A 19,766-nucleotide genomic window follows, 5' to 3' on the forward strand; every position below is an offset into this window, starting at 1 on the left:
ATTCGTTAGAATTCGATTTCGTCGTCCCACCTCCGCACAGTTGAGTAGGGCTGTAAAAGTTGATGAAATCAGCGTAGTAGAGCCCACTCAACCACTGCGTCTTGCTCGACAATCCAAAGACAATTGAGAGGCTAGGATTTTTGTCCCAGCCTCTTTTGCTATTTTTCCTAGGGAATTGTAGAAAATAGAGCAACTGAACTATCAATCGTCAAATTTCTGTTTAAGATGACAAAAATGTAAGTTTAAAGCTTAAAATGAAAGGTTATTCGATGGTAGGAGGACGAGGAATTTTATATCATATAGGTGTAAGAAAAACAAATCATAAATAATATTCAAATAAAAGGAGGCCCACTATGAAAACAAATCTCTTCAACCATAAACAAAAGACACAAATAGCGCAAAAGATTTCTAAGGAAGAAATCGAAAAAACCAGACTGGGCTGTGCATCAAGCCAGTATTATTTCTGGTTACAATATAGTCATTAAGAAGCAGATGCAGTGAAGGTGGCTGGAGAGTGGGACAGAGATCGGTAATTCGTTAGAATGCGATTTTGTCGTCCCACCTCCGCACAGTTGAGTAGGGCTGTAAAAGCTGATGAAATCAGCGTAGTAGAGCCCGCTCAACCACTGCGTCTTGCTCGACAATCCAAAGACAATTGAGAGGCTAGGACTTTTGTCCCAACCTCGTCCCACCACCTTTTTGCCCAAATGGAACTGAAAGTTTAGAGAGGCCCACTTGCAAAGCAAGCCAAATCATACAGCAAGCTCCCTCTAATGAACATCAGGTTTTTCCATAACTGGAAGAACGCTAGGTGACAAAAATGTAAGATTAGCGTCCAAAATGAAAGATTAGCTTATGGAAACTTGTCGGGCTTTTCGGTATGATAATAGTATCGTTTTTAGTTTACTTTCAGTAGGAGTCAGCGAGCTCAGGCAATAGTAGAGTAGGGTAAGTTGAGAAAGCATTGAAAGATAAGCTAAATAACCATTTCAAACATAAATAAAAAAGAGGTTCAAGTAATGACATTATTAGATGTACAACATGTGAAAAAGATTTATAAAACCCGCTTCCAGGGCAGCCAAGTAGAGGCGCTGAAAGACATTCACTTTACAGTGGAGAAAGGCGAGTATGTCGCCATCATGGGGGAGTCGGGCTCTGGGAAGTCCACCCTGCTCAACATCTTAGCCATGCTGGACAAGCCGACTGAGGGCCGCGTCTTTCTCAACGGAACTGACACAGCAACTATCAAAAATAGCCAAGCTTCCAGCTTCCGCCGGGAGAAATTAGGCTTTGTCTTTCAGGATTTCAACCTGCTGGATACCCTGTCGGTCAAGGATAATATTCTCCTGCCGCTGGTTCTCTCTCGCCGCCCCATTACCGAGATGATGCAAAAGTTGGTTACAACCTGCAACGAGCTGGGGATAAATAAACTCCAAGAGAAGTTCCCTTATGAAATTTCTGGTGGTCAGAAGCAACGGGTGGCAGTTGCCCGCGCCATTATCACCGAGCCTGAGATTTTGCTGGCAGATGAGCCGACAGGAGCCTTGGATTCCAAGTCTTCGGCTGCTCTCTTGGATGTCTTTGACGATATCAACGACCGCGGCCAGACCATTCTCATGGTAACCCACTCGACTTCAGCAGCCAGTCGGGCCAAGCGGGTGCTCTTTATCAAGGACGGGATTCTCTACAATCAAATCTTCCGCGGCAACAAGACCGAGCGGCAGATGTTCCAAGAGATTTCCGATACGCTGACGGTCATGGCAAGTGAGGTGGCAGCTCATGCTTAGATTAACTAGTAAGCTTGCGCTTTCTAACTTAATCAAAAATCGTAAGCTTTATTATCCTTTCGCACTGGCGACCTGTCTGGCTATCGCCATCTCCTACATCTTTTTCTCCCTGACTTTTAATCCTAATTTAGTAAAGATGACGGGTGCAAGCGCTGTTTCTATGGTGCTATCTTTTGGGATGGTGATTGTCAGCATCACGACCAGCATTATCGTCTTTTATGCTAATAGCTTTGTTTTCAAGAATCGCTCCAAAGAACTGGGCCTTTATAGTGTGCTAGGGCTCAATAAATTCCACCTCTTTGTCATGGTGGTGATCGAATTACTGGTATTTGGTCTGGTTACCCTTATCCTCGGACTAGGGATAGGACTTTTGTTTGACCAGCTGATCTATGCTCTCTTGCTAAAAATCATGGCGATAAAGGTCGTATTGGTGTCAACTTTTCAGCCTGCCGTAGTTATCGCGGTTGCAGTTTTCTACGCTTTTGTCTTTTTCTGCTTGATGATTAGCAATGGTCTGCGGCTGAGGAAGCTTGATGCATTGCAATTGGTCAAAGAAAAGAATAGCGGAGAAAAGAAAAGTCGCTTTTTATTCCTGCAAACGATACTTGGAATTGCAGCCTTGGCATACGGTTACTTCCTTGCATTAGGAGTGACCAATCCCTTATCAGCAATTTTTACATTCTTTGTCGCGGTACTTTTTGTGATTCTGGGAACCTACCTGCTCTTTAATGCTGGAATTACGGTCTTTCTGCAATTTTTGAAAAAGAGGAAGTCCTATTATTACCAACCTAATAACATGATTTCCGTTTCCAACCTGATTTTCCGCATGAAGAAAAACGCGGTGGGGCTAGCGACAATTGCTATCCTATCAACCATGGTTTTGGTAACCTTATCTGGCGGAGCTAATATCTATGCCGGCGGTGACTACATGCAAAAGGCTATGTTTCCTCATGACTTTAGCATTCAAGGAAAAGGAACCACAGGTGAGCAGATGGACCAAGTGCTGACAGAGTTTGTGAATGAGCAGCAGTTACCAGTCACAAAGAAAGGTGTCTATCCATACTATACGATGGGAGTGACAAGTCGTGCTGGCAACCAGCTTGATATCAATGCTGCCGCTCAAAAATTTGTCACACCGAAAACGTATATTTTGGCTATTTCAGAAGCGGATTATCAAAGTATGACAGGGAAAACTCTTGATCTTGGAGATGATGAAGTGGCTCTCTATCAGCAAGGCGTGAAATTAGATTCCAAGCAAGACTTGCAGCTGGCTGGTCAGACCTTTAAAATCAAGGAAGAACTCAAAGAAGACTTTATCTTTGGTCATTTACCTGATCAGATGAACATGATCGTCCCAGAGAAAATCTACATGGTTCTTAAAAACCCTGACCAAATATTCTCTGCAATGACGGATAAATATGCTGTAAACCTTAATTATTATGGCTGGCTTGATACAAAGCTGTCAACGGAAGAACAGCGTAATCTGAGGGATGCTTACCAAGAAAAATTGCAGCAGTTTAATCAGACCTTGCCTGAAAATCAAGCAGTCTATGGTTCGGTAACGGCTTTTGATAAGCAAGAAATCAAAGGTATGCTGGGTGGCATGTTCTTCATCGGTATCTTCCTGTCAATCGTCTTTATGCTGGGAACCATCCTCATCATCTACTACAAGCAGATTTCAGAAGGGTACGAGGATCGGGATCGCTTTGTGATTTTACAAAAGGTCGGTCTGGATGAGAAGCAAATCAGACAAACCATTCGGAAACAGATTTTGATTGTTTTCTTCCTGCCGCTGGCCTTTGCCTTTATCCATCTGACCTTTGCTTATCATATGCTGAGCTTGATCTTGTCTGCTCTTGGTGTTCTTAACTCAGCTCTCATGTTGGCTGTGACGCTAGGTGTCTGTGCTATCTTCTTTATCAGCTATGTCATTGTCTTTATGATTACTTCTCGGAGTTATCGTAAAATTGTCTCTATGTAAGAAGTTGGGTTTTCCCAGCTTCTTATTTTGCTTTTCTTTACCCGATGAAAAAGGGGCAGATAAAAAGAGACTTTGGTAAATCCAACAATCTATGATATAATAAACCATCTGTGCTTTGGAGGGAGATTGCTATGAATATTTTTCGAAAAAAAGATGCCAGTAAAAACAGGACGGGAATGCGGCGGCATCTGAAACTGATGGATTTGATTCTTTTAGGGATCGGGGCCATGGTTGGTACAGGGATTTTCACGGTTACAGGAATTGGGGCGGCGACTTATGCAGGTCCAGCTCTGATTGTGTCGATCGTGATTTCTGCCCTATGTGTCAGTATCTCTGCCCTATTTTATGCGGAGTTTGCCTCTCGAGTTCCGGCTAATGGCGGAGCTTACAGCTATATTTACGCTGTTTTAGGGGAATTTCCGGCTTGGCTGGCTGGTTGGCTGACCATCATGGAATTTATGACAGCTATATCAGGTGTAGCTTCTGGCTGGGGTTCTTACTTGAAAGGGCTTTTGAGCGGCTTTCATATCCAGCTACCGACAGCCTTGAATGGCACATTCAATCCAAAAGCAGGGACTTATGTGGATTTGTTGCCTATTCTGGTTTTGGTCTTTGTGACAGGCGTGGTACTTCTAAACTCAAAAGCTGCCCTGCGCTTTAACTCAGCCTTGGTCGTCCTCAAATTCTCAGCCTTGGCTCTCTTTATTCTCGTTGGGCTTTTCCATCTTCGACCTGAGAATTGGTCCAATTTTGCACCTTTCGGTTTTGGTCAGATCTATGGCGGTCAGACGGGGATTATGGCTGGAGCTTCTCTGATGTTCTTTGCTTTTCTGGGCTTTGAGTCTATTTCTATGTCTGTGGATGAGATCAAAGAGCCGCAAAAAAATGTGCCACGCGGCATTGTTCTTTCCCTTGGGATTGTAACCATCCTATATATCTTAGTAACCTTGGTCTTGACAGGTTTGGTACACTATACCAAGCTAAATGTTCCAGATGCAGTAGCTTTCTCACTTCGCAGTATTGGACTAGATTGGGCTGCCAATTATGTTTCTATCGTAGCGATTTTGACCCTGATTACCGTCTGCATCTCCATGACCTATGCCTTGTCTCGGATGATTTACAGTATAGCGCGTGACGGACTTTTACCGCGGTCTTTCAAGGAATTAACTGCTACTAGCCGCGTGCCTCAAAATGCTACTATCTTAGTGGGGATTGCCTCAGCTATTTGTGCGGGTATCTTTCCTCTTGCTAGCATCGCCTCTTTCCTCAATATCTGTACCTTGACTTATCTGATTATGCTGGCCTTTGCCATTTTGAAGTTACGGAAAGATCAAGGAATGCCTAAAGCTGGAGAATTCAAAACCCCTCTAGTGCCTCTAACTCCGATTTTATCTATTGTCATCTGCCTTTCCTTTATGACTCAGTACACGTGGGACACTTGGTTGGCCTTTGGCATCGCTCTTCTTTTGGGAATTTTGATTTACTTTGGCTACGGTTACCGCCATTCAGAAATAGAGGTGAAAGAAAAATAGTGTAAAAAAGTTGTTCTGAACAGAACGTAGAAGGAGAAAAGAATGAAGAGTTTTAACCTAACGAAAAAGAAGAAAGTTTGGTTGTTTGCGCTTGCTTTGCTTGCCCTTATCTTACTAGCCATTGTGATCAATATTCAGATGAATCAACCCGAACATATGAGCGCTGACTATGTTGGCCTTTGGAAGTCAAGATGGCATGAGGAAAATAAAGACTGGCTCTATCCTCTGAAAAATATTTGTCTTCTTATTCTGGCAGTTCTAGCTGGTTCTGGTCTCATGATTGCAATTTCCAAGAGTGAAAGATGGAAATAAGCTTTTGAAAATGAGGCAATCCAGCCCGATGTCCTAACAGACCAGCCTTTAGAAGAGGCGGAGTCTTGGTTGAAGGGACAGATAGGAGAATAGTTCATTGAAAGCAGTCAAAGAGACTGCTTTTCTGCTATAATAAAGAGAAGAACGAGGTGACAAATGATTCGTAAAGTAAAACTAAGTGACGCCGCAGCTATTCAGCAGCTTAATGCTGAGTGTCTGGGCTATGACTTTGATAGGGAAGCGACGGAGGCTCAACTGAAGAGGCTGCTAGAGAATGACCAGCATTTGATTTCGGTAGCTGAAGAAGGCGGACAGGTCATAGGTTACGCTCATGCGGCTAGATACGACTGTCTCTATTTCCCGTCCTTGCTCAATCTCTTGGCTTTGGCCGTCGCTCAGGGTTTTCAAGGGCAGGGACATGGCAGAGCTCTGATGCAAGCTTTGCGTGAAGAGGGAAAAGCAGCAGGCTACACAGGAATTCGGATTAATTCGGGCATTTCCCGCTCCGCAGCCCATGAATTTTATCGCAGCCTCGGCTGCAGCGAAAAAGCAGACCAGAAACGCTTTTATTGGGAGTTTTAGAGAAAGGAGGAGTAGATGATGATCGAACAATTAAGCCAGCAGCATGCTTTGGAAATTGCCAATGCTTGGCATTACGAGGCGCCTTATGACTTTTATGATATGGAAAATGATCTGGAGGATTATGAAGAAGTAATCTCTCCAGAAGCGCGTGGAGACCGTTATTATCAAGTTATGCGCGATGGGAATCTCTATGGATTTTTCTGCTTGGAGCAGAAAGGAGAGCGAACTTTAGAGCTTGGTTTGGGGATGAAGCCGGAGCACTGCGGAAAAGGTCAGGGAGCTGTATTTTTGCAGGAAATTCTGGACTTTATCATGGGTAATTTTGCGCCCCAAGTCATAAGCCTATCCGTGGCTGACTTCAATCACCGAGCCCAGCAGCTTTATCTCAACATGGGCTTTGAAGTGGTGAGGCGCATTCCGCAGGAAAGCAATGGCGATATTCACCTCTTTGTGGAGATGGAGAAGAAGCTTTAACTTACCTATGACTGCTAACAGCAAATTCGTAAATGAATACCAATAAACAAAAGGAGAAAACCATGACATTTGAAGAAATTTAGAAAAACCATGATTTTAGATATTCTTTAGCGTCTCTTTACAGTGGTTTATAGCGGTTTATAGCAAGAATACTAATATTAGTTCATCTTTGATATTCTTCAGGAGTCCACAAAAAGGTGAACAAAAAAAGCCCTCAAAAGGGCGTGAAATTTGATGAGTTCAGCAGGCAAGAAACTAGCACCCCCACAAGGTGCTTTTTTTGTTTTCTGACGAAATCTGTACATACTTTTCCATACTTTAGTTTCTGATTGCTGATAGGTATATTATACCATGGAGCGTGTGCTTTACGATGTTATACCTGTAATTCTTTGCCTTTATTTTCAAACATAATTGTAGGAACTTCTAGCACCTCACTGGCGTTATAAATTGCCTCGTTTAAGGTTTCAGCCTCACAAAAGCCCTCAGATTTGTTTCTAAGGGCTTGGCTATAAGGAAGGATAGGCGGGACCGCCGAATGTCGCCCGCATTTCTCGACCCACTAGCTAAGTGGCGCGTTGGAGGCGGATACTTTTCAACCTCTATCCTTTATATCTTGATTATATCATATTTCCTCTTAATCTAAATCTGTGAAGAATTATTCTTATCCTTATGTCCATATCGGCCGTAAAAAGTACACTCCTTTTCTTAATTGTCCCGTGAAAAAATGTATAGTGCTGGTGTGAAGGCCGTAAAGAGTAGAGGGTAGGCCCATAGCCCCTGCCTTTGATATTATTAATCTTTTATTACTCTCGATATTTGCAGTTCTCTTTGTTCGCTCCTTGTTCAATTAAAAAATGAAAATCTTTCTTGGTTCACTCTCGGCTCGATCATGCGTAGCTTCGTCCTCACGATAACTGGTGGAATGTGTAAGAACTTGTTAGTTTTTATAAATATCCTTAGTCAATGGGTAGCCTTATAGCTAAAAAATCAACTTAAAAGCCTAATAATACCGCATTTCTTTCTGCTTTAAAATTTTCAAAAAGGGAATTTTTCGTACAGAAAAGGCCGCGTCCTTTAAAACCGAAACAATGTAGCCCCGTTCAAAAAAATAGGGGGGTAGTTTCCGAATGTTGAACAGTATAAGTGATAGCCTGAAGCATTTGGCCAAAAGGCAAGTAGCGGAAGAAGCTGCTTTGCTAAGTAAGTTTAGAAGCTCTATCATCCATGAGCTTAGCAAGCTTCTTTATTCCTGAACTCTTTATCCTGTAAATTGTAGTTTTTGACTTTTCTATCTTGTCTTCGATATTCCATATTTCCAAGTGATTGACATAGAACATCCGCAATACTGACCTTTCAAGAGGATCGCTCAGCTTGTCAATGAGTTTAGAAGTTTCTAAACGTTCATTGATTAGATTGGAAAGTCTCTCTTGTATATCTTCTTTCAACTTCAAAACATAGACAAGTTCATTCTCTGTATTGTTCACTCTACTAGTCTGGACTTTGGTTTGTGTCAGAGTTGATTTTTTAAATAGACCTTGTTCTAGATACTGAAGTTCTAACTGCAAACTCTGAATCTCTTTATCTAACCATCTAATACCTTCTAACTTTGCTTTTACTTGCTCTGGTGTCATGCCTTAGCCTCCTCTTGTGGTATAATAAATCTATCTAATCTATACCAAGGAGTCAGTCGCAAGGCTGGCTTTTTGCTTGCTTTTCTCTCTTTTTCGGTATATACTTGATATATACAAGCAAAGGAGAAAAGAAATGAATACAGTAAAAACCCGTAAAGTTGGGAACTCTCTGACTGTGACCATTCCCAAGGCGCTAGATGTCCCAGAAGGTCAAGAAATGGTCGTTTACAAGGGTGCTGATAATGTGATTGTCCTAGCTCCAAAGATTGCAGACCCATTCGCTGAAGCGGCTGATCTCCGTATGGAAAATGACTTTGAAGGGGTGAGACTACTTGACAGTGAAATCTAACTATATCCCAGAAAAGCAGGATATCATCTGGATAGACTTTGATCCATCTGTCGGGCGTGAGATCCAGAAGCGCCGCCCTGCCGTGGTGGTATCTCGAAAGGAATACTCAGAACGCACGGGTTTCGTTGCCGTCTGCCCTGTCACGCATGGCCAGAAGAAACTAGAAAAGCTAGGCTTGCTGGTTCCTGTCCTGTCCTCTGAGGTAGACGGCTCAGTAAATCCGCTCCAGCTTTACACCTTCGACTTTAGAGAACGCCAGGCGCAAAAAATTACCACCATGGACACACCGAGCTTTCAGAAGGTTGTTCAACTCTATAACTTCATCTTTGAAGCATAAATCGATCAAGCTGAGGCGGAGCGCCTTGGCTTTTTGTATTTTAGACGACTGGCGGGTTATGTCCATAATTGTCCATGTTTGAAAGCATGTTGTAAACAGATAAGGCGAGATATTTGTTCCTTCTCTGCTTGATAAATGACAAGGGATATTTTGCATTTTCTCTATGTTCGCTCGGCTTTGATCACGCGCAGCATAACCTAAAAACTGGTATTTTTTAGAGCTTTAGCTATTCCGTTTAGTTGCCGAGAAGCTACCTCAATCTACCCAAACCAGTCAGCCAAAGACTGTCACCTTTTCTAGTATAGTTCAGGAATTTTTGGTAGTGCTTATAATACCTTGCGCGTTTCATATACTTAGGTCGTTCAGGAAAAGCGTCAAACATATATCCGACACGTTTAGGACTCCAGCCCGGCTCTACCTTTCTAGCCTCTCTCAGTGCTCTCTCCCAATAGTATTGGCAATCTGTCTTACTGCGGTTCAGGGTTGATTTGTGTATTTTCTGGCATGATCCGCAACCATAAAGTATATGTCGCTTAAGGAGTATTCTGCACCGCTTGCTGCAGATAGGACATAGAAAGAAGTAGCGATAGCCTCCCTTAGTCCCTGGTATTCTATCTAAATCAAAGTAGTCTTTGCCAAGGGTGATCCATAAATTATCTAAGTCTATTTCTAGTTTTTTGCTGTCTAATTTAGCTATACCATGAGAGATATTGTTGATTTTCATAGGCTTTATAAATGTCTCTATGGCTATTGATTTTATAGTTTCCATTCGTTCAAAAATACCCCTATATAGAAAAACCCAAATTGATTGGGTTCAGTAGCAATGAAACCACAAAAAGAGGCAATCCCCCTTTGCTGCTATTCTTCACTGAGTAAGCCGCTTACTACCACATCACGTACAAACTGAGCCTGTTTTTCTTTGGGCAGTTGCAGGGCTTCAAGTAAAGACTCCAGGGCTTGCTTGTCTGTGCTTGCGACTAACTTCTTAATGATATTCTGAAACTGCCCTTCCAGGTACTCGCAAAAATGGATCCGCTGGGCTTGTGTTGGCTGCACTGGTACTGGTGAACTATCTGCAATCAGCAAGAAGCAGGCTTCCGCGATTTGGGCGAATAACTTTGCACGCGCTTCAGGGTGTCTGTATAACTCATAGGCATTTATGCTGGTGTCTTCTGTCCGGAGCTTCTCACCTAGTTCAATCAGTTTAAGCGTATCTGCAAGTTCTACCGGTGTTGTATCGGTCATAAAATCGTCACGTTTGCGATTGAGTTCCTCCAGTTCCTGATCTGCTTGTTCAAAGTATGTTGGTTCTGTCATAGGCTTCCTCCTTATTCTTTATATAGGACCAGTAGCCCCAATGTTGCACTCAAATTCTCATCGTCACCCTCAGTTGCTTCAGTGCATTTTACATCCACAACTTCAACACTTGCCATAAAGTTATTGATTTGAGCTTCGAATTCCTGCAGGCTTTGCTTCTGTTGCTGATAAAATATCTTGATTTTCATTTTTTTTAGCTCCTTTTCTTCAATTTGTTACCTTCTTTAGTGATTTTGTTACCTTCTAGGTAACATACTTTAGCCTTACTGCCACAAGGCTTTAGGTCGTTTTGTTACCATGTTGACCTTCTTTTGAAGTCCTTATCCCTTATATATAAATACTGCTTTTTTCTCTATATAGAGAGTTAAAAAGAAGGTAACAAGGTCAACATAAAGGACATAAAATTAGTAGTATCAAGGCTTTAAGATGTTGACCTTCTTCAAAGCAAGGTCAACAAGAAGGTCAACAAATTTTGTAAAAACCCAGTCGTATCAATGGTTTAGAGCATTATGAGAAGGTCAACATTATTCTTTTTTAGTTATAGCGTGATTTACTCGCCCCAGTTTCGGTCTCTCAAACTCCAACGGATCTAGTTTGTCAAAATCTTCAATCCTAACACGAGCTTTTTTAAGTTGATACTTATTAGGTGTTAACTGTTGTAAGTGTCTTATCGTCTCTTTTCCTGCCCCGTAAACATTTGGCTTAGGTATTCCCATATCTTCAGCATAATGTTTCAGAGATCTGGTCATTATAAAAACAGGCACTACGTCCAGCTCATGCCAACCTTTTTCCATGTATTCATGCTTAACCCATGAAAGTAAGTAGTCATTATCCTCTTGGTATTCTTCTAACAGGTCTTTGACTGCTTGAGGTTCGATAAAGTGAGTAAATGGCTCTTGATTGATAGCTTTGTATAAGGCATATTCTAGGACGTCCTTATTTGCTAAAAACTCGTTTTTTATCCAAGGCTTTTCCTTTTCCCCGTTAAAGTCAGCGTTAAAAGGGACGATCATAATTCGACGATACCAGCCTTTAGTCTTGTTGCCTCCGTTGGGGATATAGTTGCCCGAAAAAATATTAAAGAGCTTAAAAGTAGCCTCAAAAGCTGGCCGCCCTTTTGGATTAACTAGCACGGTGTCCCCGCTAGTGATACTCATTAGATCAGACGGATTTTTTAAGTATTCGTTTGGGGCTTCGTCTCCAATATTGCAAACTTTGCCTACTAGCGTTTCCAAGTTATGCTTTTCAGCAAACTGGGCGGGCTTCAATGCTGATACATTGCTTTCTCCTATCAGATTGATAAGGAAGCGCTGAAATGTCCCTTTACCATTGTTACCGTCCCCGTAGAAGATTGCGAATTTGTTTCGGGTGTGGTTAGGATTGATAGCCTCTAGGATAATCTGCCAAAACAGTGTTACCAGTTCAGTATCATTACAAGCGATTGAGTTTAACCAATCGTCAAATGTCTTTCCTTCCCTATCGGTCGGAACTCGTGTAGGCGCGTGGTAGGCTGTACTGATCTTGCTTGTAATGACATAGTCAGGGCTAAATGATAGTAGCTCCTTAGTTCTTAGGTCAATAATGCCATTCTTGACGGGGACAAGGTTAGCACTCTCCAGCGGTTTCTTAATCTTGGTCAATGTCCTAACCATTAACTTAATCTGTGGCCACTCTCTAGGCTTAATTCTCACGTCAAAAGTCTTACAGAATAGGTTAAACAAGTCATTACTAGCGGTATAGATACCCTCGTCTAAATCATAGATATAGAGTAGGCTATAGTCTGCTATGTTGCTTTTACTGATAAAAGTAAACGTGACAATATCGCTTAGTATTTTAGCAACGGTGAAGGTTTGGGGCATGGCTACCTTCTCGGTAACGTCCCCTGTGGACTCGTTTACCTTTGTTTCAGTATGTTCTGCCCGCCATTCTTCACCAGCCCGAAAGATACGATTTTCAAGCTCCTTCATCGTCCTAGGGGGTTGCTCTTTCTCTCTAACCTCTAAGATTTCACTTTTTAGGTTTTCCAATTCTTCTAGTTCTATGGTTCTACCCTCTCTTTCTAAATTCTGCTCTAGCTATACTGGTAAAAGTACGGTCTAGCTCCTCGATAGGCAACGGGTCAGGCGTCACGCTGTTAGCTATATTTGCCAATTCGTAAGCTGTTTCTATGTCACAATCCACCCACTTATTAAAGAGCAGTCCTACAAAGCGCGTGAGTGCTACATTCCGTCCGCCCTTGTCACCAAGACCATTGAAAAGGGTGTCTATGACCCTCATAGTGATAGAGCGTTGTCCGTTTGTTCTGGGGGTGTAAGGAGCAGCAGTAGTGGTTTTTTTGTTGAGTGGTTCAGTACTCCCCTGTGGTACTGGATAATCTAGACCGTGCTCGACAATTTTTTGATATTCTGCTGGTTCTCCAGTTGTTACCGGTAACCCTTGGAGTTGTGACCAGGTTAGACTAGCCATGTCAAAGGGGATCCCTATCTTGTCAGCAATCTCCTTCACTACCTGCTTATAGGTAGCCTCATTCATCACACCGCTAGGCTTCACCACAAGCCGATAACGGGGGTTTTCTGTGGTGTGTTTTATGGTGGGATACAAAATATAGGAGATGCCAAACAAGGCGTTAGAAACAGCTCCTATGAAGCTCTCAGTTGTTCCCTTAATCTCATCATAATCAAGGAAAATCAAATCCCGATAAATTAAACTTTGATTATTTCTGCGATAGCTGCCGTTTTTTTCTGCAATTATTTTTCCACTTAAGCAGTAGGGCGCTACAGTTCGTTTGTATTCCTCGATATCTGCACCCTCTGGGACCGCCATGGGTTTAAACTGTGCGACATACTCAAACGGCTCTAACTTGCCTTTATATGGCCGGACTAGTGATCCAAATCCTCGGCTTTCGTAGATGGCCATCCTATCGCCCCTTTCTCCGTTTCTTTTTCAGGCGTTTTAAGCGTTTTTGTTCCTCGTGTGTAAGAGGTTTAGGCTGCCTATCTTTATAAATTTTCATATCATGATATTTACCGCCGCCTTGTGCGGGGTGTACGTTATACCTTGCCATTTTCCACCCCCAAAAATTTTAAAAGTTCGCTAACCCTGTAATACACTTTTCTAGCGTCCTCTAGCGGTGGCTTGTATCGTCTTAGCCCAGCCTTTTCCCACCGTTGCAGTGTCTTATATTTTATGTCCAGTTCGTCCATGGCTTGCTGGGCTGAAATTAACCCTGTCAAGCGTGGTTTGGTCTTCTCACGCGCTTCTAGATAGTTCTCCACAAGCTCCAGAACGCCATGAGTTAGCTCATATTCACTTTCTTTGCTGAGACTAAACATTCTGATCAGCTCCCTTCAGCAGCTCTTTATAGCTTTCTAGATCAGCTTTAATAAGCACATCTAGACGCCTTCCCTCTGTGTCATACTGAGCCTTTAGCTCCCTGATACCTGCTAGGCGTTCGGTATCATTAGCAGGGATATAGTAGCCGTTACTTGCCCCACGTTTGGCCACAATGGGAATACCATAGCAAACGATAAGCCGGAGAATATGATCTCGTAAGGCTCTCATCTCCAGTCCTAGTACATTGGCAATATCTCGCCCTGCGCGTGGCTCGTCCGCCCCTACTGGTATCAGTCTTAAAATTCTTTCTTCAAGCTCCGTCATGGCCGCCCTCCTTTCGGTATTTCTCAGCTAGGGCGTCGTGTTCTGAGATGAGTTGTTTTAGAGCGTGGTTAGCTGTATGGAGTAGGGGAAAAGTTCTCTGCCCGTCCTCTGTACTAGCTAATTCTAAAACCTCCAGAATGTCCTTTAACTCTCCGCAAAGCCCTTCATAGTCCACTAGAATATCATTTGTTTTATCCGTCATCCTCTGCCCTCCATTGTTTCAAGCCATTTTTCCATCTTTCTGAGTTGCCGTTTGGTGATATATCCTCGGCGTCTGTAAGCAATAGCCCAGGAGTGAAACAGCTCGGCACATACGCCAGCTAGAAAGAAAAGTAGTAGTGTTAAAATTGCACCTAGTAGCTCGCTCATTTTAATAACTCCCTCTGTTTTTTTATCCTTTCGTGCTTAGATAGGCTTTTAGTTCTTCTGGATTGTCACATTCCAGTAGCTGATATGCCACAGCGTCTAGTTCCCGATACATTACATCCATCTGGTCATATACCTGGCTTAGAAAGTTATTTAGGCAGCTCAATAGAATAGTTCTGTCTGGCTCGCTGTTCATGGCTAGCATAAGACTGTTAGCATATCCTTTTAGAGTATCTACTCTCGTCATAATGTTTGTAGCACGTCGGCCTTGTTCTTTGATTTGCTTAACTGTCAGAGCAACTGTTTGATTTTGGTCTTGTTTTTTCATGGTATTTACCTCGATCTTTTTATGTAATTAGAGTTTTTTTGAATGGTTATTTCTTATACTAGATTTCCTCACGCTCTCCTCGACCAAAATTTGAGCGTGGGGTGATACCAGTTTTAAGAGTTGGCGCTCTCCGTATGGTCAAAGTGTCCTAGATATGCTATAATCTAGGTATAAATCTTTACTAAAACCCTTTTAATAACAGCTTGCCTGCTTGTTTATTATGTTTTAGTGATAGTGTGAAAGGCTTTGCTGATTGGTCTCGGTAAGCCTTTTTTGTTGCTCTCACGCGCCTTGTGGTGCGTTTTCTTTTTGTCTGAAGACCATGGACTTAATATCCTGATAGGTCATGCCTAGGTTAATCATAGCGATAGCCATATCTTCCAAGGCTTGGTATCTGACAAGCTCGGTACTGGTCAGGCTATCGATCCCTGTCAGACCGCCACGCGCTGCCGTCAGTTGCTTTTTATTCATGCCGCTAGTACCTTTTAGCAAAAGATTTGTGATAGTGCTATGCGCGTGCTTGGGAGCTTCCTTCCAGCTTTCTATGCTGTCATGCAAAGTTTTACGTTTTGGCTTCTCTAAAGCACGCTGTAGCTTAAACTTTGTTAGCTCGTCCCGCATTTCAAAGAATGCTTTGACTAGATTTGTCTTGAAGTTTCTAACGGGTCGGGTATTCCCTAGATAAGTCACTAATAAAGTCGCTTGCTGTTCGTTTAAGCGATAGATTTTTCTAGGCCGTCCGCCTAATGATCCTTTTTCAGGTTTATGGATTTCAAATGACAAAACCCCGAAGGTTTCTAAATCTTCTTTGTGCTTATCAATTAGTTTTCTTACTGAATTTATTTCTATTTCAGCATGTTCTGCCACTATTTCGTGGGTTGTATACGGCTCTTTCTTACCGTCCATGTATACTAGGTTCATGGTTTGGCTCCTTTCTACTCATAAACTTCTGACAACTCTTTGTATATGTCGTCTGGTATAGCACGCATTGCTTTCTGCTGCAATTCCACTGCCTTAGTCTTGTCATTGTCCTTGCTTGTATTGGATTCAATAATTCCAGTCAATGCCAAAACTTGCCTAAAGTACAAGTCCATCTTCAGCCGTTGACCAGCCGTGACTTCCTCTAGCGCTTCCTTTTTGCTACGGAGAAGAGTGATTTCGCTGAAATAACCGTCCTCTACTTTGTAATCAATCACTTTACGATAACGCCAGCCAGATAAACGAGCTTTAACGTCTTTCTCTGACCAGGTTGGTAAAGCCTCCAGTATCAAGTCTAGGGTGATGATTCCATTTTTCTCCTGTATGCTTCTCAGCAATTCCTGAGTGAATACTTGTTTTTCCATTGTTTGCCTGTCTACCTTTCTAGCTATAAAATAGTTCATCTATGGTTATATCTGGTTTGATTTTTGCAACCATTGACTTAATCGCTAGGCGTTCTCTGTCATTAAATGGCGTTTTACCTAATTCTTTGTTATTGTATGACTGCAAAGAAATTTTTAGTTTGTTTGCCATTTGTTGCTGAGTCAGTCCCATCATAACTCGGTAGCCTCGTAATTTGCTCATAGATTTGCTCCTTTCTAAAAAACCCCCCTCCATGCATAGATTGAAAGTGTGAAAGGTTGGAGGGGATGCTTGACGTCATTTTGTGACGTATGCCAAGCTTGGTTTTTATTATAACGTCGTTTTTAGACGTTGTCAATAGTTTTTTTGATTTTTTTACGTCACTTTTTGACTTTTTTTAAACATAGGGTTATAATCATCTGTGAAAGGTGTGATAAAGCATGAATAGATTGAAAGAATTAAGACAAGGAAAAAAGCTATCTCAAAAAGAAATAGCTGAAACTTTGGGATTTTCTTTAAGGTCATTCCAACGAATGGAGAACGGAGAAAGCCAAATCAAACCAGAAAAAGCCCAGCAACTAGCTGACTACTTCGGAGTAAGCGTTGGATATCTGCTGGGGTATATTGATGATTCTGAAATATATGACGATGAAGTTGTAGTAGAGCCTGAAAAGGGGATGATTTTAACTTACTCTTTGGAACGTTCTAACAAAAAGCTCCAGGAAAAGATGTTTAAAGACTTCATTACATTTTTCCGTGATAACACTATCTTTGTCAGTGATGAAGAAATTTTATCTCTGTACTCTATGGTGCAGGCTGCCAATCTTAATAATTCCACACCAAGAGGCATACAGTTTACCAATTTAATTTTTTCTGATAATGACGAAGCCAAACAAATAATCGATGATTACTCATTTATTTTCGGTGATGAATTTGCTAGAAATGATTTAGATGAGCAAATTCGCGGATATATCTCTGAAGAAACCAGAACAAAAGAAAAAAGCGAAAAACTCTTGAAAGTCTTGCAATCAGCATATGGCGAACGCGACTACCTAGATTAGTAAGGTTACCATTGGTCAAGGGTAAAGCATATCATATATAGAGAAAATTAAAAAGCGATCAAAAGCATACCACGCGCCACGGTGTTTACAAAGTCATTTTTTTCAGATAGATAAAATGTCAACTTTTGTCAACATAAAACCATTTAACTAAAAACTGTTGAAAGGCTTATAAATACTGGCTTTTCTAGCTTTTGGAGTCTTCAAAAATTCATGTTTTCATATTCTGCGCGTGTTCTCTCGGCGTTCGCTCGGAGTTCAACGCCATACTAGGCTCATAACTCAACTGCTTATACTTTTTTAGAAAGGAACTCATGAACGAATTACAATTCTTGATCTATACCGCTGACAACGATAACGAGACAGCTAGTGTTATCATCAAAGGCGAAACGATTTGGGCTAGTCAGAAAGAAATGGCCAGACTTTTTGATGTCGGTGTTCCTGCAATCAGTAAACACCTAAAAAATATCTTTGAAGAGGGCGAATTAGAAGAAAAAGCAACTATTTCCAAAATGGAAACAGTTCAAATAGAGGGTAGTCGTAAAGTTGTCCGTCAAGTTGATTTTTACAATCTTGATGCCATTATCTCTGTAGGGTACCGTGTCAATTCCCAAAAAGCTACGAGGTTTAGACAGTGGGCTACTTCGGTACTTCGTGAGTACATGATAAAAGGCTTCGCTATGGATGATGAGCGCCTGAAGCAAGGCGAGAACTTGCTGGAAAAAGACTATTTCCGTGAGCTCTTGGAGCGCGTGCGCTCTATCCGGGCTAGTGAGCGCCGTATATGGTTACAGATTACAGATATTTTTGCTGAAATCTCTATCGACTATGACCCACAAAGTACGTTGACTAAACAATTCTATGCGGATGTACAGAATAAGTTCCATTATGCAATTACTGGCCAAACTGCTGCGGAAATCATCTATACGAAAGCAGACCATACAAAAGACAACATGGGACTTACTACATGGAAAAACTCCCCTGACGGTCGCATACTACAATCAGATACCCAAATAGCAAAGAATTACCTAACAGAAAAACAAATCCGTTCCCTTGAAAGAGGAATCTCTAGCTATTTTGATTACCTGGAAAGGCAAATTGAACAGCGAAAAGCTCAGACAATGCAGCAACTAGCCCAAAGTATTGACCGATTTTTGACTTTCCAAGAATACGATGTTTTAGAAGGTCATGGGAAGATCACTTCCAAGGCTGCGAAAGATAAAGCAAAAGCAGAGTATCAACTGTTTAACAAAACCCAAAAGATAAACTCGGACTTCGAAAAACAAATCAAGCACCTATCAGATAAATAATCTGATATCCTCTCAATCTCATTTTTTGACCTAGATTATTCACCCAAAACATGCCACATTTTAAAACGCAATATAAGCCCATTTAAGCGCGTGTTTTCTTTTCTGGTATAATTTGACCGTTCAACTCGTTAAAATCAAAAATAGAGGGGTTCTCGTAACTCCTAGCATGATATAAACCTAATTCAATCTAAAATCTTTTTAATAACAGCTTGCCTGCTGATGGAAAGGTATATCATGAAAATAACAGAAGTCAAAAAGAAAGACGGTAGCAACGTGTACCGCGCAAGTGTCTATCTGGGAGTGGATCAGGTAACAGGGAAGAAAGTAAAGACCAGTATCACGGGACGGACAAGAAAAGAGGTCAAGAGCAAAGCCCAGCACGCGCAGCTTGACTTTAAAGCGAACGGGTCAACTGTTCATAAAACTGTACGGGTGAAGAATTATCAAGAATTGGCTGAGTTATGGCTAGAAAGTTACCGGCTGACTGTCAAACCACAAACCTTCATAGCGACAGAAAGAATGGTGAATAGCCACCTAATCCCAGTCTTTGGAAAGATGAAACTGGATAAGCTGGCCGCTAGTTATATCCAAAGTTTCATCAATGACTTATCAAGCCGCTTGGTTCACTTTGGTGTGGTTCACTCAATAAATAGCCGTATCTTAAAATATGGTGTTTCGCTGCAGCTCTTGCCATTCAACCCAGCGAGGGATATTATCCTGCCCAGGAAGCCAAAGCGTGAGAATAAAGCAATCAGGTTTATCGCTCCGGAGGACTTAAAGTCTCTTTTAGGCTATATGGAGAAGCTGGCATTTAAAAAATACAGTCATTATTTTGATTATGTGCTGTATAGCCTACTGCTTGCGACTGGCTGTCGCTTTGGTGAAGCAGTGGCTCTGGAGTGGTCTGATATTGACTTGGAGAATGCGACCATCAGCATATCAAAGAATTATAATAGGCTGGTGGATCTAGTAGGCCCGCCTAAAAGTAAAGCAGGAATCAGAGTGATTAGTATTGACCGGAAAACAGTCAATATGCTGAAGCTCTACAAAAATAGGCAGCGGCAATTATTCGTAGAAGATGGGGCGCGTGCTCCGTCTGTAGTATTTGCTATCCCGACTAAGGAATATCAGAATATGGCCACAAGGCAAGATTCCCTGGATCGGCGCTGCAAAGAAATTGGAATACCCCGCTTTACCTTCCACGCCTTCCGCCATACTCACGCTAGTTTATTGCTCAACGCTGGTATCAGCTATAAAGAATTACAATACCGGTTAGGCCATGCTACCTTGGCTATGACCATGGACATCTACAGTCACCTATCCAAAGACAAAGAAAAAGAGGCTGTTTCATACTACGAAAAAGCCATAAATGACCTGTAAGTCCACAAAAAGGTGAACAAATTT

25 protein-coding genes are annotated in these 19,766 nt (G+C 41.9%); 12 read left to right on the plus strand and 13 right to left on the minus strand.

What is annotated here, in order from left to right:
• Positions 1–353 precede the first annotated feature (353 nt).
• The 7 genes from FZ954_RS11955 (at position 354) to FZ954_RS07590 (ending at position 6,668) form a co-directional block, all read left to right on the plus strand.
• Positions 354–485, plus strand: coding sequence for a hypothetical protein (locus FZ954_RS11955; protein WP_260470300.1), 132 nt, complete (start codon positions 354–356; stop codon positions 483–485).
• A 534-nt stretch (positions 486–1,019) separates the two neighbouring features.
• Positions 1,020–1,787, plus strand: coding sequence for an ABC transporter ATP-binding protein (locus tag FZ954_RS07565; protein ID WP_125446135.1), 768 nt, complete (start codon positions 1,020–1,022; stop codon positions 1,785–1,787).
• A complete protein-coding gene (locus tag FZ954_RS07570) occupies positions 1,780–3,768 on the plus strand; it encodes an FtsX-like permease family protein (RefSeq protein WP_148877925.1) in 1,989 nt (662 codons plus the stop codon). Before FZ954_RS07565 ends, FZ954_RS07570 begins: the two co-directional genes overlap by 8 nt.
• Before the next feature lie 131 nt (positions 3,769–3,899).
• The gene (locus FZ954_RS07575) at positions 3,900–5,300 is read left to right on the plus strand and encodes an amino acid permease (RefSeq protein WP_148877926.1); all 1,401 of its coding nucleotides are present in this window, start codon (positions 3,900–3,902) and stop codon (positions 5,298–5,300) included.
• Positions 5,301–5,342: 42 nt separating this feature from the next.
• Positions 5,343–5,612, plus strand: coding sequence for a hypothetical protein (locus FZ954_RS07580; RefSeq protein WP_148877927.1), 270 nt, complete (start codon positions 5,343–5,345; stop codon positions 5,610–5,612).
• 156 nt (positions 5,613–5,768) lie between these two features.
• Positions 5,769–6,194, plus strand: a complete 426-nt coding sequence (locus tag FZ954_RS07585) for a GNAT family N-acetyltransferase (RefSeq protein ID WP_148877928.1) — start codon at positions 5,769–5,771, stop codon at positions 6,192–6,194.
• A 15-nt stretch (positions 6,195–6,209) separates the two neighbouring features.
• Entirely contained in the window at positions 6,210–6,668 is a 459-nt protein-coding gene (locus FZ954_RS07590; protein ID WP_148877929.1) for a GNAT family N-acetyltransferase, read from the plus strand.
• Between the two features lie 1,196 nt (positions 6,669–7,864).
• Here the strand turns inward: FZ954_RS07590 and FZ954_RS07600 are convergent.
• Entirely contained in the window at positions 7,865–8,299 is a 435-nt protein-coding gene (locus FZ954_RS07600) for a DUF1492 domain-containing protein (RefSeq protein ID WP_148877930.1), read from the minus strand.
• A gap of 133 nt (positions 8,300–8,432) precedes the next feature.
• On the opposite strand from FZ954_RS07600, the gene mazE reads away from it, so the two are divergent.
• Together mazE and FZ954_RS07610 are read left to right on the plus strand one after the other, a co-directional pair.
• Complete coding sequence (gene mazE, locus FZ954_RS07605) at positions 8,433–8,648, plus strand: type II toxin-antitoxin system PemI/MazE family antitoxin (protein ID WP_148877931.1); 216 nt, start codon at positions 8,433–8,435, stop codon at positions 8,646–8,648.
• A complete protein-coding gene (locus FZ954_RS07610) occupies positions 8,632–8,985 on the plus strand; it encodes a type II toxin-antitoxin system PemK/MazF family toxin (protein WP_148877932.1) in 354 nt (117 codons plus the stop codon). The genes mazE and FZ954_RS07610 overlap by 17 nt, the downstream gene beginning before the upstream one ends.
• A 250-nt stretch (positions 8,986–9,235) precedes the next feature.
• Here the strand turns inward: FZ954_RS07610 and FZ954_RS11960 are convergent, their stop codons facing one another.
• From FZ954_RS11960 to FZ954_RS07665, 12 genes are all read right to left on the minus strand, one after another.
• On the minus strand, positions 9,236–9,745 hold the full coding sequence (locus FZ954_RS11960; RefSeq protein WP_262366245.1) for a hypothetical protein: 510 nt from the start codon (positions 9,743–9,745) through the stop codon (positions 9,236–9,238).
• Positions 9,746–9,843: 98 nt separating this feature from the next.
• Positions 9,844–10,302: a hypothetical protein gene (locus FZ954_RS07620; RefSeq protein ID WP_148877934.1), complete on the minus strand. Its 459-nt coding sequence runs from the start codon at positions 10,300–10,302 to the stop codon at positions 9,844–9,846.
• A gap of 11 nt (positions 10,303–10,313) precedes the next feature.
• A complete protein-coding gene (locus FZ954_RS11755) occupies positions 10,314–10,490 on the minus strand; it encodes a hypothetical protein (RefSeq protein WP_187423344.1) in 177 nt (58 codons plus the stop codon).
• A gap of 336 nt (positions 10,491–10,826) precedes the next feature.
• Positions 10,827–12,329: a DNA primase family protein gene (locus FZ954_RS07625; protein WP_148877935.1), complete on the minus strand. Its 1,503-nt coding sequence runs from the start codon at positions 12,327–12,329 to the stop codon at positions 10,827–10,829.
• A 19-nt stretch (positions 12,330–12,348) separates the two neighbouring features.
• On the minus strand, positions 12,349–13,218 hold the full coding sequence (locus tag FZ954_RS07630) for a primase alpha helix C-terminal domain-containing protein (protein WP_148877936.1): 870 nt from the start codon (positions 13,216–13,218) through the stop codon (positions 12,349–12,351).
• A gap of 134 nt (positions 13,219–13,352) precedes the next feature.
• Positions 13,353–13,634: an XRE family transcriptional regulator gene (locus FZ954_RS07635; RefSeq protein ID WP_148877937.1), complete on the minus strand. Its 282-nt coding sequence runs from the start codon at positions 13,632–13,634 to the stop codon at positions 13,353–13,355.
• Complete coding sequence (locus FZ954_RS07640; protein ID WP_148877938.1) at positions 13,627–13,959, minus strand: DNA-binding protein; 333 nt, start codon at positions 13,957–13,959, stop codon at positions 13,627–13,629. The genes FZ954_RS07635 and FZ954_RS07640 overlap by 8 nt, the downstream gene beginning before the upstream one ends.
• Positions 13,946–14,161, minus strand: coding sequence for a hypothetical protein (locus tag FZ954_RS07645; RefSeq protein ID WP_148877939.1), 216 nt, complete (start codon positions 14,159–14,161; stop codon positions 13,946–13,948). The genes FZ954_RS07640 and FZ954_RS07645 overlap by 14 nt, the downstream gene beginning before the upstream one ends.
• Positions 14,162–14,350: 189 nt before the next feature.
• Positions 14,351–14,653, minus strand: a complete 303-nt coding sequence (locus FZ954_RS07650) for a hypothetical protein (RefSeq protein WP_148877940.1) — start codon at positions 14,651–14,653, stop codon at positions 14,351–14,353.
• Between the two features lie 282 nt (positions 14,654–14,935).
• Entirely contained in the window at positions 14,936–15,574 is a 639-nt protein-coding gene (locus FZ954_RS07655) for a Rha family transcriptional regulator (RefSeq protein ID WP_148877941.1), read from the minus strand.
• A 14-nt stretch (positions 15,575–15,588) separates the two neighbouring features.
• Positions 15,589–15,996: a hypothetical protein gene (locus FZ954_RS07660; protein ID WP_048766562.1), complete on the minus strand. Its 408-nt coding sequence runs from the start codon at positions 15,994–15,996 to the stop codon at positions 15,589–15,591.
• Between the two features lie 19 nt (positions 15,997–16,015).
• Positions 16,016–16,216 (minus strand): helix-turn-helix transcriptional regulator, encoded by a 201-nt coding sequence (locus FZ954_RS07665; protein ID WP_048766564.1) that lies wholly within the window; start codon positions 16,214–16,216, stop codon positions 16,016–16,018.
• Between the two features lie 218 nt (positions 16,217–16,434).
• Between FZ954_RS07665 and FZ954_RS07670 the strand changes: the two genes are divergently transcribed.
• The 3 genes from FZ954_RS07670 (at position 16,435) to FZ954_RS07680 (ending at position 19,742) form a co-directional block, all read left to right on the plus strand.
• A complete protein-coding gene (locus FZ954_RS07670; RefSeq protein ID WP_148877942.1) occupies positions 16,435–17,055 on the plus strand; it encodes a helix-turn-helix domain-containing protein in 621 nt (206 codons plus the stop codon).
• Between the two features lie 311 nt (positions 17,056–17,366).
• Positions 17,367–18,362 (plus strand): virulence RhuM family protein, encoded by a 996-nt coding sequence (locus FZ954_RS07675; RefSeq protein ID WP_148877943.1) that lies wholly within the window; start codon positions 17,367–17,369, stop codon positions 18,360–18,362.
• Between the two features lie 234 nt (positions 18,363–18,596).
• The gene (locus FZ954_RS07680) at positions 18,597–19,742 is read left to right on the plus strand and encodes a site-specific integrase (RefSeq protein WP_148877944.1); all 1,146 of its coding nucleotides are present in this window, start codon (positions 18,597–18,599) and stop codon (positions 19,740–19,742) included.
• Positions 19,743–19,766 lie beyond the last annotated feature (24 nt).

The organism is Streptococcus sp. Marseille-P7375 (assembly GCF_902460365.1).
GTDB lineage: Bacteria > Bacillota > Bacilli > Lactobacillales > Streptococcaceae > Streptococcus > Streptococcus cristatus_I.

What these genes read in the sequence shown, in the direction of transcription:
- FZ954_RS07600 (WP_148877930.1), bottom strand. Translation starts at nt 8,299, where the DNA reads ATGACACCAGAGCAAGTAAAAGCAAAGTTAGAAGGTATTAGATGGTTA.
- FZ954_RS11955 (WP_260470300.1), top strand. Translation starts at nt 354, where the DNA reads ATGAAAACAAATCTCTTCAACCATAAACAAAAGACACAAATAGCGCAA.
- FZ954_RS07585 (WP_148877928.1), top strand. Translation starts at nt 5,769, where the DNA reads ATGATTCGTAAAGTAAAACTAAGTGACGCCGCAGCTATTCAGCAGCTT.
- FZ954_RS07675 (WP_148877943.1), top strand. Translation starts at nt 17,367, where the DNA reads ATGAACGAATTACAATTCTTGATCTATACCGCTGACAACGATAACGAG.
- FZ954_RS07655 (WP_148877941.1), bottom strand. Translation starts at nt 15,574, where the DNA reads ATGAACCTAGTATACATGGACGGTAAGAAAGAGCCGTATACAACCCAC.
- FZ954_RS07645 (WP_148877939.1), bottom strand. Translation starts at nt 14,161, where the DNA reads ATGACGGATAAAACAAATGATATTCTAGTGGACTATGAAGGGCTTTGC.
- FZ954_RS07650 (WP_148877940.1), bottom strand. Translation starts at nt 14,653, where the DNA reads ATGAAAAAACAAGACCAAAATCAAACAGTTGCTCTGACAGTTAAGCAA.
- FZ954_RS07665 (WP_048766564.1), bottom strand. Translation starts at nt 16,216, where the DNA reads ATGAGCAAATTACGAGGCTACCGAGTTATGATGGGACTGACTCAGCAA.
- FZ954_RS07635 (WP_148877937.1), bottom strand. Translation starts at nt 13,634, where the DNA reads ATGTTTAGTCTCAGCAAAGAAAGTGAATATGAGCTAACTCATGGCGTT.
- FZ954_RS07670 (WP_148877942.1), top strand. Translation starts at nt 16,435, where the DNA reads ATGAATAGATTGAAAGAATTAAGACAAGGAAAAAAGCTATCTCAAAAA.
- FZ954_RS07640 (WP_148877938.1), bottom strand. Translation starts at nt 13,959, where the DNA reads ATGACGGAGCTTGAAGAAAGAATTTTAAGACTGATACCAGTAGGGGCG.
- FZ954_RS07660 (WP_048766562.1), bottom strand. Translation starts at nt 15,996, where the DNA reads ATGGAAAAACAAGTATTCACTCAGGAATTGCTGAGAAGCATACAGGAG.
- FZ954_RS07575 (WP_148877926.1), top strand. Translation starts at nt 3,900, where the DNA reads ATGAATATTTTTCGAAAAAAAGATGCCAGTAAAAACAGGACGGGAATG.
- FZ954_RS07630 (WP_148877936.1), bottom strand. Translation starts at nt 13,218, where the DNA reads ATGGCCATCTACGAAAGCCGAGGATTTGGATCACTAGTCCGGCCATAT.
- FZ954_RS11755 (WP_187423344.1), bottom strand. Translation starts at nt 10,490, where the DNA reads ATGAAAATCAAGATATTTTATCAGCAACAGAAGCAAAGCCTGCAGGAA.
- FZ954_RS07590 (WP_148877929.1), top strand. Translation starts at nt 6,210, where the DNA reads ATGATGATCGAACAATTAAGCCAGCAGCATGCTTTGGAAATTGCCAAT.
- FZ954_RS07680 (WP_148877944.1), top strand. Translation starts at nt 18,597, where the DNA reads ATGAAAATAACAGAAGTCAAAAAGAAAGACGGTAGCAACGTGTACCGC.
- FZ954_RS07565 (WP_125446135.1), top strand. Translation starts at nt 1,020, where the DNA reads ATGACATTATTAGATGTACAACATGTGAAAAAGATTTATAAAACCCGC.
- FZ954_RS07580 (WP_148877927.1), top strand. Translation starts at nt 5,343, where the DNA reads ATGAAGAGTTTTAACCTAACGAAAAAGAAGAAAGTTTGGTTGTTTGCG.
- FZ954_RS07570 (WP_148877925.1), top strand. Translation starts at nt 1,780, where the DNA reads ATGCTTAGATTAACTAGTAAGCTTGCGCTTTCTAACTTAATCAAAAAT.
- FZ954_RS07620 (WP_148877934.1), bottom strand. Translation starts at nt 10,302, where the DNA reads ATGACAGAACCAACATACTTTGAACAAGCAGATCAGGAACTGGAGGAA.
- mazE (WP_148877931.1), top strand. Translation starts at nt 8,433, where the DNA reads ATGAATACAGTAAAAACCCGTAAAGTTGGGAACTCTCTGACTGTGACC.